The 16,090-nt window shown below is 60.2% G+C and carries 13 protein-coding genes and 4 pseudogenes; 7 read left to right on the forward strand and 10 right to left on the reverse strand.

The genetic code is table 11. From position 1 onward, the window contains the following. Position 1: 1 nt before the first annotated feature. The 8 genes and pseudogenes from traC to NHF48_RS00370 all read right to left on the reverse strand — a co-directional run bounded on the left by traC (position 2) and on the right by NHF48_RS00370 (position 7,799). Positions 2-2,586, reverse strand: a pseudogene (traC, locus tag NHF48_RS00335) (type IV secretion system protein TraC). Then, complete coding sequence (locus NHF48_RS00340; RefSeq protein WP_253069878.1) at positions 2,583-3,536, reverse strand: conjugal transfer protein TraV; 954 nt, start codon at positions 3,534-3,536, stop codon at positions 2,583-2,585. Before NHF48_RS00340 ends, traC begins: the two are co-directional and overlap by 4 nt. Continuing rightward, positions 3,533-4,398, reverse strand: a pseudogene (locus NHF48_RS00345) (DsbC family protein). Before NHF48_RS00345 ends, NHF48_RS00340 begins: the two are co-directional and overlap by 4 nt. Then, positions 4,385-5,734, reverse strand: coding sequence for a TraB/VirB10 family protein (locus NHF48_RS00350; RefSeq protein ID WP_253069879.1), 1,350 nt, complete (start codon positions 5,732-5,734; stop codon positions 4,385-4,387). The pseudogene NHF48_RS00345 and the gene NHF48_RS00350 overlap by 14 nt, the downstream one beginning before the upstream one ends. Before the next feature lie 3 nt (positions 5,735-5,737). Then, positions 5,738-6,558 (reverse strand): annotated as a pseudogene (locus NHF48_RS00355) (type-F conjugative transfer system secretin TraK). Next, a complete protein-coding gene (locus tag NHF48_RS00360) occupies positions 6,555-7,127 on the reverse strand; it encodes a type IV conjugative transfer system protein TraE (protein ID WP_132741248.1) in 573 nt (190 codons plus the stop codon). Before NHF48_RS00360 ends, NHF48_RS00355 begins: the two are co-directional and overlap by 4 nt. A gap of 1 nt (position 7,128) precedes the next feature. Then, positions 7,129-7,419, reverse strand: a complete 291-nt coding sequence (gene traL, locus NHF48_RS00365; protein ID WP_031439148.1) for a type IV conjugative transfer system protein TraL — start codon at positions 7,417-7,419, stop codon at positions 7,129-7,131. A gap of 59 nt (positions 7,420-7,478) precedes the next feature. After that, complete coding sequence (locus NHF48_RS00370) at positions 7,479-7,799, reverse strand: TrbC/VirB2 family protein (RefSeq protein WP_253069880.1); 321 nt, start codon at positions 7,797-7,799, stop codon at positions 7,479-7,481. A gap of 907 nt (positions 7,800-8,706) precedes the next feature. Here NHF48_RS00370 and NHF48_RS00375 point away from each other — a divergent pair. The 4 genes from NHF48_RS00375 (at position 8,707) to NHF48_RS00385 (ending at position 12,168) form a co-directional block, all read left to right on the forward strand. Continuing rightward, positions 8,707-9,297 carry a hypothetical protein gene (locus NHF48_RS00375; protein WP_253069881.1) on the forward strand — a complete coding sequence of 197 codons (591 nt, stop codon included), beginning with the start codon at positions 8,707-8,709 and terminating at the stop codon, positions 9,295-9,297. A 461-nt stretch (positions 9,298-9,758) separates the two neighbouring features. Beyond that, positions 9,759-10,184, forward strand: coding sequence for a helix-turn-helix domain-containing protein (locus NHF48_RS25615; RefSeq protein ID WP_446741091.1), 426 nt, complete (start codon positions 9,759-9,761; stop codon positions 10,182-10,184). Next, a complete protein-coding gene (gene repC / locus NHF48_RS00380; protein ID WP_253069882.1) occupies positions 10,117-11,109 on the forward strand; it encodes a replication initiation protein RepC in 993 nt (330 codons plus the stop codon). The genes NHF48_RS25615 and repC overlap by 68 nt, the downstream gene beginning before the upstream one ends. 183 nt (positions 11,110-11,292) lie before the next feature. Then, entirely contained in the window at positions 11,293-12,168 is an 876-nt protein-coding gene (locus NHF48_RS00385; protein ID WP_253069883.1) for a replication initiator protein A, read from the forward strand. On the opposite strand, the gene NHF48_RS00390 is transcribed toward NHF48_RS00385, so the two are convergent. Further along, positions 12,165-12,593: a lytic transglycosylase domain-containing protein gene (locus tag NHF48_RS00390; protein WP_253069884.1), complete on the reverse strand. Its 429-nt coding sequence runs from the start codon at positions 12,591-12,593 to the stop codon at positions 12,165-12,167. The genes NHF48_RS00385 and NHF48_RS00390 overlap by 4 nt on opposite strands. Positions 12,594-13,181: 588 nt before the next feature. Between NHF48_RS00390 and NHF48_RS00395 the strand changes: the two are divergent. After that, positions 13,182-14,473 (forward strand): annotated as a pseudogene (locus tag NHF48_RS00395) (hypothetical protein). A 4-nt stretch (positions 14,474-14,477) separates the two neighbouring features. Here the strand turns inward: NHF48_RS00395 and NHF48_RS00400 are convergent. Beyond that, positions 14,478-14,747: a hypothetical protein gene (locus NHF48_RS00400; RefSeq protein WP_253069885.1), complete on the reverse strand. Its 270-nt coding sequence runs from the start codon at positions 14,745-14,747 to the stop codon at positions 14,478-14,480. Between the two features lie 232 nt (positions 14,748-14,979). On the opposite strand from NHF48_RS00400, the gene NHF48_RS00405 reads away from it, so the two are divergent. Continuing rightward, positions 14,980-15,204, forward strand: a complete 225-nt coding sequence (locus NHF48_RS00405; protein WP_132741230.1) for a hypothetical protein — start codon at positions 14,980-14,982, stop codon at positions 15,202-15,204. A 12-nt stretch (positions 15,205-15,216) separates the two neighbouring features. Then, positions 15,217-16,071, forward strand: a complete 855-nt coding sequence (locus tag NHF48_RS00410) for a DUF7146 domain-containing protein (protein ID WP_253069886.1) — start codon at positions 15,217-15,219, stop codon at positions 16,069-16,071. Positions 16,072-16,090: the final 19 nt, after the last annotated feature.

Here is a 16,090-nt window from a genome sequence, read left to right on the forward strand (position 1 = left end):
GTCACTCCGCTGCGATCGCCAGCGCGTCATCGGCGCTCGGATCGGTCCATTTCTCGGGGTTGTCGGGGTAGGCGACCCGTTCGATCGCCTCTTCCATCGTCAGGCCTTGCGCGAGCAGGTCATGGATGGCCGCGAAGGTGCGGGGCGATGACGAGTAAACCGTCGCCGAATAGGGATCGAGGACGAGCCGGCCGACCGCCAGCGTCTCTGGACCCTTAATCATCACGTCGGAATATTCGGAGCCGTTGCGCTTCAACGACCGGAGCAGCGCGTCGGTGTAGTCATCCATCTCGAAGCGATCGTGCTTCTTGAAGTCGGCGATCGTCTCAGCCTTTTGCTGGAGGATGACGAACCAGTCGCTGTTCTCCAGCGCGGCTTTGGAACCGTCCGACTTGTAATAGTCGTTGAGGCTCTGCGTGGCGGTCACCAGCGATGCGCCGTATTTGCGGCAAGTACGTGCATAGGCTTCGATGAAATCGGCCATCGAACCGCCCTTCAGCATTTGCCACGCCTCATCGAGCAGCAGCGCCTTGGGGACCGAGCGGTCCTCGCGGCGCATCGCCTGGCTCGCCATGAACATGATCGCCGTCAGCGCGACGCTACGAAGCTCCTCGCGCGACGACAGATCCGACAGCTCGAACACCGTCAGGTTGTTCTTAAGCTTGAAGGACACTTCACCCCTCAAAGAAGCGGCCATAGGTGCCGTTGGTCGAGAAGGGACGCATCGCGATCGCAAGATTGATGGCGAGCGGGTTCTTGGTCTCGTCGAGCGCGGCAATAACGTCGTTGACCGAGCCCTGCCGGCCTTTCTCCGCCCAAACCTTGTTGATCGCGCCGTCGATCAGGCCGCGCTCGGTATCGTCGAGCTTGTCGATGTGACGCGCCATCTGGTTCACGATGGATTTAAGCATGGCGAAGCAGTCCATGAGATAATCCTCATCGGTCTCCGCGAGCACCGGATCGATCATCGAGAACGGATTGATGCAGAAGCCCGACGACATCGTGAACTCGACGAACGCGCCGCCCTGCAGTTTGCAGGAGTGCTCGAACGACCGGCCGTCATCGATCACGACGACCTTGGCACCGGCGCCGACCATCGAGGCGCACAGCTCTTGCAGGGCCACCGACTTGCCCCGAGCCCGACTTGCCGAAGACCGCGACGTTATGGTTGCCGGCGGTGTTCTCGAACGGCGACCAGAAGAAGGGCTGACCCCGCCTGCCGATCAGCATCAGGTGCGGGTTGTTGCCGCCCAGATATTCGCCCTGGAGCGGCATGAGGCTTGCGGCCGTCGTGGTCAGGACGGTGCGCAGTCGCTTCATGTTCTTCAGATCGAACGACAGGCCATTGGCCATCGTCATCGGCATCGCCGCGAGCAGGCCCTGGATCTGCAGATAGCGATCATCGAGCAGGTCCCAGCCTGCCGCGCGGTAAACCGACTTCAGGATGCGCTCGTTGGCGTCGCCCTTGCCCTTCGGGCTGAACGAGGTAACCGAATAGAACGCCTGCACGAGTTTGCGACCCTGACGCAGCTCGTCCTTCACAAAACGCCACTCTTCAGATTGGTCCTTCAGCTGTGGCAACATGCGCGCGGACTTGCTGTCGGCGAGGCTGGTTGTGCGCATGAACTTTCGGCCCGCGCGCTGCCCGGAGGCTTCGGCGTCCGGGAAGTCGAGGCACAGGTTGGTCGATACCGGGCAGGGCATGCGCAGCTTGTCGGCGAACATGTCGCCAATGAGTTTTGCCATGTCCCAGGGCGCCCAGCGCTGCGGGAGGTTGCGCACTGAGAAGGAGCGCACGTCAAACGTGTCCGGGTAGATCTCGCCGATCTCCGGGGCATGGTCGACGGTCTTGCCGGTCGGACGGAAGCGCTCGGTGCGCAGCAGAATGCGGTCCGGCTCGATCCTCATTTCGAGGTCGTGACGCACGGCCTGGTCTGCGATCGGGTCGAACGGATTGTAGGTGATCGTGTCGTCACCGGGTGCCGTCGTGGGCGAGGTGATGTCATCGATCCACGAGATGAGGCCCTTAGGGTCGACTGCACGTGCGTGAACGCCGAGCGACTCCAGCGCCGAGATCAGCCCGTCCATGACCGAGGTAATTTCCTCGTTCGAGACGCGGCTCGATTCCGGGGTCGAGTAGGACAGGCCGAGACGGTGATTGCGCAGGCAAAAGGGAGATGATGCCGACAACGAGTTCCAGACGCCGCCCATCAAATACTCGGTGCGGTGCCGCGCCATGCGCTCGTAAATGCCCGATGCCGAATAGCGCGGCATGTACCACTGCGAGAGCTTCTCGCTGATCCGCGGGCTCATCCAGCCATGGACCTGCAGGGCACCCGGCGTCGGAATTCCTTCGGACAGCAGCTGGGCCAGCATTTCGTGGCTCTGCTCGGTTGCGCCGATCATCGGGGTCGCTTCGAGGAAGAAACCGCGCGAGGCGCTATTGTAGTAGATTTGCGTCTTCGGATCGTAGCTGCGGTAGGGCAGCCAATGGACAAACCGCGGGACAACCGAGTCCGGACGGCCGTTCTCAGGCTTGGCTGAGTCACCGAGGAGCGTGGCAAGCAGGCCTTTGAAGATGCTCACTGGACAACTCCGGGGAACGAGGACGCGCGTAGCACCGGCAGCGGGTTCGCCGTCTTTGCCGCCTCCCGCGCTTCAGGTTCGGCGCGAGCAAGACCTGCACGGATGGCAGGGTTGGCGCCGACTGCGGCGATCGCGGTGCGACCAGCCGGGGTTACATACTTCGGCGCCGTGAGTGCCGAGGTGGACGTGACGGCCGGACGGACAGGCGCGGGTGAGGAAAGGGGCTTGGAGCCGGTGGTCATGCCAACCGCGACCGGCAAGTTTGGCGTGGGGGACGCAGACTTCGAGCCATAGGTCACCGCGGGCGGGGTGCGGAGTGCCGATGGCGACACCGAAAGGCGGCGCGGCGCTTTCGAGAGCCGACGCGCGACCTGATCCTTGATGTCCCCGACAGGATCTGCCTGAACGCGAGCGGCAGCAACCGCAGCTGCGGTTGGCATATCCGGATTAGCAGTCGCGGATTCCTCTATGAAGGGAGGATCGGCACGGTCGACAGCTGCAAGCAGCGTGTCGCCGCCCGTTGCCGCCTGAACCTGTGCCGGCGTCGTCGCGACAGCGTTGCTCGCCAGCGCGCGCTGCCATTCGCCGCGCTCGACGACGGCATGGACCGCGGTCTGTTCGTGCAGGCGACCGGCACCGTCGATCTGCGCCGGGAAGACGATGCGAAGCACGCGTTCCTGGCTACGCGCAGGCGCAGCGGCAGCGGTATCGAAACCGCGGCCGGCGCTTTGCGGCGCGCTGTAGGGACCGGCGGGCGTAATCATGCGATCGCCATCCTCGCCCGCAATCATCGCCAGCGCGCGATCATCGATCGTCGAACTGGGCGCGCAGATGCCGTCGGGTGCAACGCACGTGAAGTTGCCCTTGATGTTGCTGCCCATTGTCGTGCAGCCGGTCATCATGGTGCCGGAGGCAAGGGCGACAGCGAGACAAACGTGGACCTTATTCACGACCGGCCTCCAGCAATGAAGGAGGCGAGCGCCTCCTTGGGACGATAGCCCTCGATCATCGCGCCATCGGCGCGGACGATGACGGGTGTGCCGTTCAGGCCGTGCGAGCGAGCGAAGCGCTCATTGGTATCGAGGCCTGAGGTGTCGCAGGTGGCCGCGTTGCGAAGAGGCTCGCCGGCATAGGCCTGGTGCAGCGCGGTCTCGCGGTTATTGGCGCAATACACCTGATTGGCGAGGTCGCGACTACCGAGAACAGAGATTGGTCGTTCGACGACACGCACGTTCATCGACCGCAACGTGTTCGAAAGCGCCCGGCAATAGCCGCAGCGGAAGTCGCTGAAGACCGTGACCGTCTTGCCCGACTGGTTGCCCCACACGATCGCGCCATCCTTGGGGAGACCGTCGAGCGAAATGCGTGAAGGGGTTGTCGGCGAAGCAGCGCCGGCAGCCTTGGCGATGGGGGCTCGCCGCCGTCGGGTGCGTTGTTGGCCTTGGCTGCGCCGCCAATCAGCGTGTCCGGGTTGATCTCGAGGAGGCGAGTTGCAGTGAGATCCTGCCGCGTCTCCATGTCGTAGACACGACCGATAACGAGATAGCGTCCCGACCGATCAACGTAGAACAGGTTGTTGCCGGCCGTCACTTCGCAGAGGCCATCGACGATCGCACAATCGACCTTGCTGACCTGCGTTTTGGGCAGGCGGGCCTTCAGAAGGGCGATCACCGATGCGTCTGCCGGACGAAGCGCGGCATAAGCGGCCTTCGCGCCGATCGCGGCAGCAACGAACGCTGCGATGACCAAAAGAAGGACCAGCACCCGACCAACGGTCAGACGCCTGCCAGCGGTGCTATCAGTTCCGAACATAAACACCCTCCAGGAAGACGATCTCGACGTCGACGCCGGTCGGCATTTCGATGACCGGCTGGTACTGCTCGGCACGCTCGATCAGGTATTTCGAGACCATGTCGCCAGCCTCGCCAACGCCATTTCCGATCCCGCCTTGTGCGATGTCGCCCATGCCGAGCTGCTGGCGCTTGCCGTTGACCTGAACATTGCTGCCCTGGAGGAAAGAGTTCGAATTGGCTGCGAAACCCTTGCCGATCCCGCCGACGAGGCCCGCAATGAAAGCTTGGCTGACGAGTGACCCTTCGCGGCTGACGACACGTCCGCGAACGCCGGTCTTGCCGCCGAACGCGATGAAGCCTTTGACCTCGGACACGGCGTAGCGACCGCCCGGTTGAGGGCAGGTCATCTTTTGCAGCTTCACGTAGACCTTCTCACTCGAAAGCTCTGCGCGCGCCGCACCGTTGATGAGGCAGCCTTGGATTTTCGTCGTGAGCAGCTTGCCATTCTGCAGCACCGACCGCGCGGGGCCGGTGACGCGAAGGACGACGGGCAAAGGATCAGTCTGGCTGTTGGTGCCGGCTGCGGCATCGACACCAACGATGACCTTGGCGCTCGCAAAGCTGTTGGGTGGAAGGTAGTTCGGACTGTCGGTGTAGACCGTGTTGCCCTTTGAAACCTTCGAGGCATTACCGGCCTCGGCAGAGCCAAACGAGACCATCTTAACTTCGCTGAGGCGCGCAGGTGGAAGGTCCGGACCGGGAGTAGCGCCTGCCGCGCCGGGGCGACCGTAAAGGGCGGCGCTACCAGGGCCGTACATTGCCTGCGGCCCGGGCATCGGGGCAGGCGCTGCGGCACGCTCGTTGACCTGCCGACGCAACTGATCGTTTTCGGCCTGATAGGCGGATACGACGCGCTGGCCATCGCTCGACATTGACTGGTTCTGTGCGCGCATCGCGTCGAGCTGCTCGGCTAGCTGCGCGACGCGAGCGTTGGTGCCCTCGACACCCTTCAGCTGGTTTTCGTTCGACTGGAAACGGTTCTCCGACTGCGCCATCCACTCCTGCTCGGACTTGGTCTTGTTGGTCATGTCGCTGACCGAGACCGTCTTCTTGTCCGCGCTATCGGGATCGATCTTCTTGACCGCGTCGTCACCGCCAAAGATCCAGAACGAGGATGCGACGAGAACCACGCCGCAGCCTGCCGCCAGCTTCATCTGCTGCTTCTTGCGGGTCTCAACGTTGCCATCCAGTTCCGAGGCGATTGGGGATACGCCGTCGCCGTCGCCGTCGCCGTCAACGACTTCGGGAGCGTCGAGCGGCTTACGCTCGCGAGAGAAAATATCTTTGATGCCCATGGCTTAGTTTCCGTTCCGCGAGACGAGGTAAGCGGTCGTGACACGACCCGGCGCGAGCTTGGGTTCGGCGATCGAGACCGCGAGCGCGCTCGATGGAGCCACGCTGGCCTCGGTCAGCACCGTTTCCCTTAGTGCCCTTGTTTTCGATGCGCAGGACGCGGCCGGTGAGAGCGTCGCCGCGATATTCAGCGATCATCTGAACTTTGAGGTCGCCGACATAGACGGGCTTGAGCGAGCGCTGACGCATCTCAAAGCCATCGACCGTCTTGTTGGCGTACATCGCCTGCACCAGCGTTACAGCGGCCTCTTCCTGCGGAGACGTTTGTGCAACCTTGGTGGTCGTACCGGCTTCCGCAGCGTCGGCCTTGGCAATCGCGGGGTTCGAGACGAACACCTGCACCGCCTGGTCGCCGCTGATCCGGCACTGGAACTTGTAGACGTAGCCGCGCTTGCTGGTGCCGAAGAACGACAGGAGTTGGCGACCGAAGCCCTCCGGGACCGACAGGTAGATGTCGCCCCGGACCGGCTCGTTGACGACGGAGAAGTCGTCCGAGGGGTTGCCGGTATTGATCTTGGACACACCAGCGAACTCGTCACCGACAAGGCTGATCCGAGTGAGATCCTTGGCCGACGCGTTGCAGAATACCTGCGCACCGTCGTCGGCCATTAGCGTCTGGTCGCCAGTCGCGAAGGCGGGGGGCCGCAAAGACGAAGATCGCCACGGCAATTAGAGCGGCACCGGCGATGCGGCTCAACCAGCAAAAGTTGCGGCTGGAGAGGGCAGTGCCGAGCGCAGCACTGCCAAAAGCGTAGATTGCGGTCACATCGCAGCTCCCGGACGGGTCTTTGGTTGGACCATGCTGAAGCCGACGAGCTTCAGGGTCATGCCGGCATATTCCCAGTCGTAGACAAAGGTCCGCTGCTCGGATGACACGATTTTCTGGCCGATGACCGTGTTGAGCTTGCCCGACACGGTAGACTGGAGCGCCTTGGGGTCGATCTCCATGCCCTCGAGCGTAAAATACTGCGACATGCTGGAGCCGCGCTGCTCATCGACGATCTTGAGGAGGTCGGCTTTGATCTTGCCCTGCGACTTAGGCGAGACGATCGCGAGAACCGACTTCATCCAATAGTCGAGGCTGCTCGGCGTGCGGTTAAGCGTCAGCACGGCCGTATCGCGGGTCACAAGCTCCAGATACTCGCGCGAGACACCCGACGTGGAAAGTGTGACCGGTGAGCCCAGAACAGGCTGCAGCACAATTTCGCGGCTACGTGTCGCCGACATCAGGAGCAGGAGCGCAACAAAACCGGCAAGAACCAGGGCGGCTATACCGAGGACATTACGCTGGCGAAGGACGCGCTGGCTTTGCGCGTGCTGGTAGGAAAAATCCATGTCAGCCCACCATCAGTCGGAGGTAGGAAGGTGGCGTGGCGCGCAGCGACGGGAAGCCGCCTGGCAGATGCCAATACGCCAGATGAATCAGCCACGACGTTGCCCGTCCCGCCTTGGCCCTCCTAAGGGCCCACCAGCCTAGGACGGCTAAGCCGATCCCGATGACGATGTGTTGGGACAGGATCCCCCAAGTGAAGGGGATAACCATCGCGAGGAACTCGTCGAGCGTCCAGAACCCGATCAGCTCAGGATCGTCGAGGTGCGATGGGATCACGTACTTATCGGCTGACATCACGCCACCTTCAAAGACGGTGCCGGCGAAGCTGCTATCAACGCCGGCCCCGGGTCGGTTCAGATGGTGGCGGTGACGGTCGAGGTGACGATCGGAATGCCGGTACCGGCACCGACGCCGACACCGACCGGGATCGCGACCTGGCCGAGCGAGAAGCGGCCCGAGGCCAGGCCGACGACGCCGCCAGCGAGCGACAGGACGGTGATGATCTTGCCGCCCGAGCCTTCGAGGAAGCCCGTGAAGGCATTGAGTGCCGTGTTGAACGTAGCGTCTGCACCGGCGAATGCCGGCGAAGCGAGAACAACGGCTGCTGCTGCCGCACCAATGACCGCCAGGGCGGTCGTCTCGGCGCGACGGCCGATCTTGAACGTGGTCTTCATGATAAGGAGTCTCCTTCGATCGAGCGCTGTTCAGCGCGCCCAAGAGGAGATTGGCCGGCAGCAATCTTCAGTCGCAAACGGAAATCGTCGGAACATTGCTAACGCTTATGCATTTCTTAACATTCCGAGCTGATATTGCCTTTTGCGAATCACCTTGCCCGACTTGGCCGGGCGCCCGCCCGGAATTTCAGGGCACCTGCCCGAGAAACGCGGGCGGCCTGTTTTGGAATACCCGGTCATCTAGTTTGGCATCCAGATCGTAACTGGTTTAGCTGTTACGCTGCAGAATGCGGTTTTCGCCTTTTATGAGTATGAAAGGGTCCGGAGTGGACCCGGGATCGAAGGTTGACCAAAGTGACGGCTGAAAAGGCGTTTTATATTTCCGTCTCGGATCACTATTTCCGGCTGACCACCGAAGGTGTCAGACTTCTGTCGAACAAGCATCGTTCGTATTATTCTTTGCCTATGGTCATAGACGAACGCGCCGAGCGTGCTTCCGACTTGGTAAATAGCTATGACGCTGAGGACATGCGAAGTCATCTTCGCATAATCTCGAGCGAGAGGGGAGGTCGAGATCGACTTCTCTATCCTAGAGACGAGCGCCAGCACGATCGAGGCAGCTGCACTCTCGCTTGGTGAGGCACTCGGGCAAGAGGTTCTCTTAGCTGACGCTGTGTCGCTGGTACTTTTTGACCTCATTGTTGAACGGAATGCTACGGAGGTTCTCACAAAGCTTGGGCTTTCCGCTTCTGAGGCCGAAAATTACCGCGTTTCCCTGAAGAAGAAAGATGCGAACGTCATCCCGTTGCGACCTAAACGGCCATAACCACTTGTTTCGAACCAGCTTTAGGGTTGCCTTTTACGATTTGGTGAGTCTACCAATAAGCCATCAGCCGGGAGAATGGCGATGGGCGAAGCGACGCGAAGTTGGGCGGAAAACCCAGCGGGGGTAATTCCGAGTTTCGAATTAGAGGATTACATCCTAGCCAGGATGGACCTTGCACGGGTAAGTGTCAGGGAACTGGCGACATTGACAAAAATCGGTCGGAGCCGTCTCCATGACGGGCTTCACCGAAAGGTCGAAAAGCGTGTCGCTCTCAAGATGCCTGAAATAGCAGCTATCCTCGAGGCATTGGGCATCAGCAAAATCGAAGCAATGTATGCTCAGGATCTGCTCCAAAAAAACGAGGCGGGAGTCGAACTAAGAGACCTTTTGAAGGTCATATCAATGGTACTCGGCGTCGTGACCGGCCTTCCTGAGCAGATCATTACCGTTGTAAGGCATGTTGACGGTCTCGGTTTTGACGATGTTCGACCTGAGCACGGCGAAGCTGCTCAAGAGCTGATAGTACGAGCCATAGAGGTGGAATACCAAAAATCGGTATGCGCCGGTCCAAACGGCTCGACGAGTTTGGCGAGGAATAACGGGTCCCGAACGGCTCGTTTGGTTATGCCGGGATGGCACCGTTTCCCCCCTCTCGCGGGCTCACTGAGATAGGGTAACTGAAAGCACGAGCGATACTCTAAGCTGCTACTCTCGGCGAGGGAGGGGCGTGTCGCGTAGCGACGTGCCTCTCGTGCTTTCAGTTACTCTATCTAATGAAGCCCTTTTTGGTGCGTCCGACATACGGAAACTGAAAGCACGAGAATTTCCTCGTCAAAGAAACCGAAAGCACGAGCCAACGCGAGCGACTTCCCATGCCGCTGCCGTTTAGGCTGTCGCTATCGCCGAATCCGGATTCACGGGAGGCGATCTCGAGGTCGCTTGGCCTCGCGAAACCTAATTGAGGGAATGCCGTGCAAAGAAGAAAAGCCCGGCAATAGGTCGGAGCTTTCGGAATTTCGGAAGTGCTGCGTAGCAACGGCGGCATAGCCAAATTACGATGATGCAGCGGGAATGCGTGCCTAGCGCGCCACGGACTTCTGCGTCCGCACGGAAATCCAAAGGGGGTTCTCCGAATGAATTCTATTACCTTCGCTCCAGGGGCTGGCCATCGGCGAGTAGACGAACGCACAGCATCGACTGGACGGATCGCTGAAGGCTTTTCCGGGCTTCCCGAACGCGTAAGTCATCGGCATGTTCTAACAGCTTTTAAACGTGCAGCTCCCTACATTGGTGTACCATCTCGCCTTGTGCATGCGGTTGACACACTGATGAGTTGGTCGCGGGAGGTAGACTGGAGTGAGGGACAGCGCCCAATTGTCTTTCCCTCTAACGAAACGCTCAGTCAAAAGCTTGGAATTGGTATTCGGCAGCTTCAAAAGCTGCTGAACAGTGCAACGCGGTGGGGTCTGGTTGCACACCGCGACAGCGCCAATGGCAAGCGTATCGGAGCAAGGGGGAAAAGACGGCCGGCTGATCTATGCTTACGGGATAGACCTTAGCCCGCTTGGCGTGCGCTACGATGAATTCGTCCGCATAGCTGTCGAGGGGACAGAGGCGGACCAGCGCATAAATGTTCTTCGAAAGCGTCTTACCGCAGCCCGCCGCCGCATCAGCAGTCTGGTGCAGCTTATCATCGACGAGGAAATTGGAGGTGTCGATGCAACCGGCATAATCGAAAGCACTCAGTTGGCTACTCACCAGATGCGGAAGGTTCGGGATGAACGTCTGCTCCAGGCGTGTGTTTCAAAGCTGGAAGGTCATGCGGCAGCGCTCGATGAGCGCATTAGGACGGTTTCGGAGAGGGATAACGAGGAAATGGAACCGGTAAAAGATTCACCCTCGGGCGTCTTAAACGACACCCACTATACAACTACAAAACAACCAACCATTGCTAAAGCAATATACAGTAGAGGCTTGGCGAAAAACGGTGGTGAGCGAGGCTACGACGTCCGTAACAACGAGCCGCAAAGTGAAGTTGAGGCGGACCTAGCCCATCACGGCGTTGATCCGAGCTTTATTGCCGCCGTGGCTCCCGAGTTCATTTCGTGTCCTCCCGAGCAAATGACATGGGGTATTATCATCGGTGACGCCGAGAGGCTCATTGCCCAGGCTGCGATCCCAGCCAATGTTTGGCGTGAGGCTTGTCGACTAATGGGTCAGAAAGGCGCGGCAGCCTCGGTTATCGCGACGGCCCATAAACACGTTCGAGGCGATGTCGACCGCCCCGGAGCGTATCTTCGCGGCATGAATAAGAACGCCGCCTCGGGGAAACTGAACTTGGGGCGGACTTTTCATGGCCTGAAGGACCACGCCAAAAGGCAACCAGTCCGCTCGCTATCGAGCAGCTCAGACCTTCGATCCGTAGGCCAGCTTTTGGCGACGGCGCTGAGGTCTGGAAGTCGGGTCGGGCCGGCATTGCTGTGAGTGAGGATAGGGTAACCGAAAGCACGAGCCCTAGCGTCTGCTTTCGTTGTACCCTGACGAGATCCGGCGATCGCGACCGATTGAACCGCCAAAGCTCGTGCCTTCAGTTACCCTATGTTCGACTAGGGGTGATTCTAGAGGATAGAATGGTAAGAAGGGGGTGTATTGCAAAGGGGATCGATGATGGCGAAATCACCAGCGATAGCGCGGCAGATTTCACTGTTCGACATGGACAGCCCGCTTCACGGAAAAGTCCGCGGCGAGCGGAGCATCATGGACTACCCGTTCTTCGTGCTTTCGAAGAATGCGCACCTTGAGCCTATCGAGTACAAGCATGACCAAGTGACCATTCAAATCCGGCCAAGCGCAACCGGTGTTGCGACAATGTGGGACAAGGAAATCCTTCTGTATGTTGCCTCCCTCGTTGCGCAGGCGATAGCTGATGGCCAGATCTCAGATGAGGACGTGACTTTTTCAGCTCATGACTTTTTTCGCATCACCGGAGTCGAGCGACCGTCGGTACGCGATTACCGGCGGTTTGGCGAAGCGCTGGAACGCCTTCAAGGCACTCAGATAAAGACGAATATCGAGACCGGATCAAAAATCGACCGGGGCTGGTTCTCGTGGCTGTCCGAGGCGCAGGTCGAGTACGAGAAAATGGCGAACGGGGACGAAGTCCTTCGCTATGTGCGCGTCCGGCCATGCAATTGGCTATACCGCGCAATCAAACGTGATCAGCGAATCTACCATTATCACCATGACTATTTTCGTTTGGGTGCAATCGAACGTCGTCTTTACGAAATTGCCCATTGTTACTGTGAAGCTGGTCCAATCGACATCAATCTTGAGGAGCTTCACCACAAAATTGGGTCTATGGGTCCAATGAAACGGCTAAAGCAGCTTCTCAAGAGCATTGAAGCAGAGAACCGGCTACCAGAGTATGACGTCAGCTTGATCGAGGTCGTATCCGGCGAACGAACAGACTCGCTTGGTCGTCGCCGTAAATCCGTCACTACATCGGTTCGCATGAAGCCTAGGCAGAGGTCAATTTCTGCTTAGAAGCGCTGCATCGCGGCGACCTTGGTATAGCCCGCTGACCGATTATAGATCGGGGAAGGCGAGCGAGCTGGCGACGTCAGCCGCGACCAGTTCGCGATAATGGCTGAGACGTAAGCCTGTGTTTCGGTGATGCGCGGGACCATGCCGCCGTGCACGCGACCTGGACCTGCGTTATAGGCGGCCAGCGCCAAGTGAACTTGCCCGAAACGATCAAGCTGCTGGCGGAGATAACGGGCACCACCACGCATGTTCTGCAGCGGATCATACCGATCGACGCCGAGGCCTACTGCCGTCTTCGGCATTAGCTGCGCGAGGCCGTAGGCGTTCGCCGTCGATGTCGCGATCGGATTGTACCCGCTCTCGCGGATAATCATCGCATCGAACAAACCGGTCGGGATACCATGCTCGCAGGCTACCGCGCTCATCATCCCATAGTAGGCGGCACGACGCGCCTCCGCACTCCGTGCAAGAAACCCAGACGGACGATAGGACAGCGGAGCGCAACCGGGTTTGAAAGAGACGGGCTGGACGGTGATCCCCCCGCGTAGCCAGCTCGGAACCTGGATAGATGAAAACGCCGCAACACCCGTGGGCTCGCCACTCATAATAGGAACACCCACCGGGGTTACTGCCGCTGCGGCCATCTCCTGCTGCATGCGAAACTGGACGTAACGGCGACTAAGATCATGGACCTGAAAGGCGTCAGTCAGCGGCGACGGCTCGACTATTGCCGCTGCTGTTGGGATCCCGGGCAAAGAGCTCGTGGTATCGGTCGGCAGGCTCCCCGTCATCGAGATCAGCTGAACCTTCCGGAACGCCGACGCCTTTGGAGCGGCACCGGCTTGCGAACCGACGATTAGAGCGGCGCAAAGGCCAGCAGCAGCGAGTGGATAACGCACGGAAAACCCCCAATGGCCTTGATATCGAGGAGTTGAGATCAAGCGGTTTGTGCTTGTCAAGACCACCAGACCTGCCGAAACTGAGCCAAATCAGCGCCTGAAGGTCACTCGAACATGTGGTTGATCCACCGCGATACCGACGGAAACAGCGGGGATCGGATCCCGCTGCCGGCACCCCTGCATGACGCGCTGGTGCGCTGGTATGTCGGCGACGGCTCTTTCCACGACGAACAAGCTGGCGTGACGCTCGTCCAGAATGCCCGGATCGGACACCGCTGGATCGCCTGCGACTGTCTGGGACCGGGTAAGGCCCCGCCCATCCTGACGCCGGCTTACCTCTCCGAGGCCGAAACCTACTATTTGCGCCGGTTGACCAGCACCAAGCGGCCGGAGCACCGCACCGATTGCCCCTTCTTCCGCGACCAGGCCACCAATCGCATCACGGAAGTCAGGTCCCACAACACCCCGACCGATCCACCTTCAGGCTTTTTCGAAGTCTTGCGACCAGCGCCGGAGAAGCTCGCACAGCGGCCTGAGGACGAGAGTCTCGACGATCGGACCCGCAACGCCTCGACCCCGCGGCTCGCGCGGCTCCTATGGCGCCTGCTCGACAGCGCCGGCTGCAATACGATTGCCCCGTTGGGTATGGGCTACGAATGGTCGATCAGGGAAGAGTTTGCATCGCTCGGCCGTGCGGCCGCCAAGATCGAGATCGCGCCGGGCGTCGAGCTGGCCCGGGCATTCTGGACACACGCGCGCCCCCTCGAGACGAACACGGTCAATGGCACACTACGCGCACTGGCGCCGAAGTGGCCCAAGACACATGCTCCGCAAGGCTTCGTGGCGCTCTATGCAAAGACGATCAAAGGCAATGAAATCCATGTGCCTGACGGTGAACCGGTCACCATCGCGACGCGCGTCCAATCGCCTTCGATCAGGGGTAACCACATCAGCGGACCGTACATCGTCCTTGTCGTTGCTGGCGAATATCCCGAGGCGCGCGGTTATGCGCCCCTGCGCGCCTATGCGCAGCCGATCTACAATGGACGCATGTTCTTGCCTGTGGAATCCGACTTCGAGCGCAAGGCGCTACGCGCAATCCTCGATACCCAGCGCGTGTTACATGCCCGGGGTGTCGACATGGCCATCAGCAAGCCGCTCTTCGATTCAATGACACCAAACGGCCCCTGCCGGCCGGACTTCACCCTTGAGGCGAGGTCGCGAATGACGGGGAATTGCGGACGGTGGTGGTGGAGGTGATGGGATTTGACAGCGACGAGTACGAAGCTGCCAAGGCGGTGACGCACCCTCGCATGGCGGTCCTGGGTGATCTCGTAACGTTAGATAGGTCCGAAATGGATCAGGATTCTGCGTCGACCAAACTGCTTCGGGTTCTGGATATTTGAGCGATCAGCTCCAAGTCATCGTCGTAGCAAAATAACTAACGATTCCAAGCGTTACCGGTGTCGACAGTAGATACAGCTTTTGCCAGCGCCACCACGCCTTTGGCAGGAAAAGCACGGCGCCACGAACACTTCGAACATCTTCCCAGGCCTTGTCCCGGTACAAACCGTGGACCGTCACGGAGACTGACATAGCCATGGCGATTGCGCAGCACATAGCCGCTGCCAGATAAATGGCGATCCAGTTGGCAATCTCGACCTGCGAAAACTGGTTCATCGACACCTCGAATGAAAAAGAGCGCGGTCGACAAACCTGCGCAGAATGATTCTAGTTCCAAGAGCAGCTTAGCGGCGCGATTTTAGCAGCTGGTAAATGAAACGGTGCGCCACTTGGTCCGTCAAAAAAATGGAGTGGAGAGGGAGGGTAAGAAAAGGGTCGCGGAAAGCGGCCTTAACCTTCCACCCCAGGGCAGCCGGAAAAGGCAGCCTTCAGCACGAGGCCTGTAGCCATGACCAAGTACGTCCTTTTCATAAGGGACCACGGCGCCAAGGACGTCCTGGATTTCCATCCGAGCGAGATGTCCGCCAAAAAGGCTCTGGCCGCCTATGTGACGAAGAAGACAGGGCGCGATCTGCCATCCGACCCGGAAGCGGCTGTCGAGGAGATCGCCAACTACTTCGATCGTGACAAGACCTTCTACGCGATCGCCGGCGTCCCCGCCGGTGCGCACTAAGGGGTATGGGACATGGCTATCATCGCCAATCGACCATCCCAGCACCTCGTAGATCTGGTCGGCGCGCTTGGCGGCACCTGGCACGGGAACAGCGCGATGTGTCGGTGCCCCGCGCATGCCGACGGTACGCCAAGCCTCTCGATCAGGCAGGGTGACCGCGGCCTGCTGGTGACCTGCTTTGCTGGGTGCGACGCTGGCGACATCCTGCGTGAGCTGGACCGGATACCAGTCGGGCGCCGATATGAACCGCCGGTTCCGGCCCAGGCAAAGGGTACGGCCAACATCGACCGGCTGTGGAACGAGGCCGTCAGTGTCTCCGGTAACCTGGCCGAGCGCTACCTCGCCTCGAGGGGGCTGTTGCCGGTGCCAACCGACGTCCGCTTCCATCCGCGCTGTCCGCTAGGTCCCAAACCCATGACTGTCTTCAAGCCGGCACTGCTGATCGGGGTCCGTGAAGCGCAGCGCTTGGTCGCCTTTCAACGCATCTTCCTGAAGCCCGATGGAGGCTATTCCCAGAAGGCGACGCTCGGCACGCTTGGTACCGGGGCATGGCGGGGCGGTGGCCTTAGTGCGACCATTGGCCTGGCCGAAGGATTCGAGACGGCGCGCGCCTGGTCCCGGATCCGCGGACTACCTTGCTGGGCAACGCTCGGCTCGCGCCGGCTCGATCTCGTGACGATCCCTGACAGCGTTACAAAGCTGATCCTCGCGGGCGATAATGATCTCGCCGGACGCCGTGCAGTCGCGCGAAGCATTGCTCGCTTCGCATCCGACAGTCGTGTCATCCAGGTCGATTACCCGGTGGGCTACAAGGACTGGTCCGAAGCGCTCGAGGCGGCAGAGAGGGGAGAGGGAGGGAGGCGGTGAGCTGTCGGATTGGCAGTGC

The sequence above is a fragment of the Sphingomonas sp. H160509 genome, from assembly GCF_024124765.2.
Classification (GTDB): domain Bacteria; phylum Pseudomonadota; class Alphaproteobacteria; order Sphingomonadales; family Sphingomonadaceae; genus Sphingomonas.